Annotated in this window: 1 protein-coding gene and 1 pseudogene; both read right to left on the bottom strand. The window is 52.8% G+C overall.

Translation table 11 applies throughout. From position 1 onward, the window contains the following. Nucleotides 1-287 (bottom strand): flagellar export protein FliJ (fliJ, locus tag K0039_RS24960; protein WP_161277200.1); only part of this gene is annotated, 287 nt, incomplete at its 3' end. Nucleotides 288-305: 18 nt separating this feature from the next. Then, nucleotides 306-509: pseudogene (locus tag K0039_RS24955) on the bottom strand (hypothetical protein); the annotation flags it as partial.

Raw genomic sequence — 509 nt, 5'->3', positions numbered from 1 at the left:
ATGTCAACTTTCTGCGTCCACTGATTAAGTTGCTGGCGATGCTGAGTAATGGCTTTTTCCAACGTCTGGATAAACTGCTGATAGTTGATCCAGCGGTTGCTGGTCATCCCGGCACTCATATCGCTGTTGAGGTTATTGCGATATTCATTCTGATAATCGATCAGCATTTTGAGCTGTTCTTCCGCCTGCTGACATCCGCGACGCATTTCACCCAGCAGGCGCGCGGCATCCTCTACCTCTTTTTCTGCCAGATCTTTCAGGGTCGCCAGCGCGCCATGTTCTGCCATCTGCCGTTATCTCCTGGGTTATGACACTGTCGGGAAAATACGCTCCAGCCCCTGGAGAGACGCTTCCCAGTCCACGCGTTCAAAAATGCCTTGTTGCAAATAGCCCTCCAGCTGCGGCCACAGGGCGATGGCTTTGTCGAGCATCGGATCGCTGCCTTTGGCATACGCGCCGACGCTAACCAGGTCGCGGTTACGCTGAAAACTCGATAACAGCTGTTTGAA

The sequence above is a fragment of the Terrisporobacter mayombei genome (genome assembly GCF_020748465.1).
Classification (GTDB): domain Bacteria; phylum Bacillota; class Clostridia; order Peptostreptococcales; family Peptostreptococcaceae; genus Terrisporobacter; species Terrisporobacter mayombei.
This window is presented reverse-complemented; position numbering and strand designations above follow the sequence as displayed.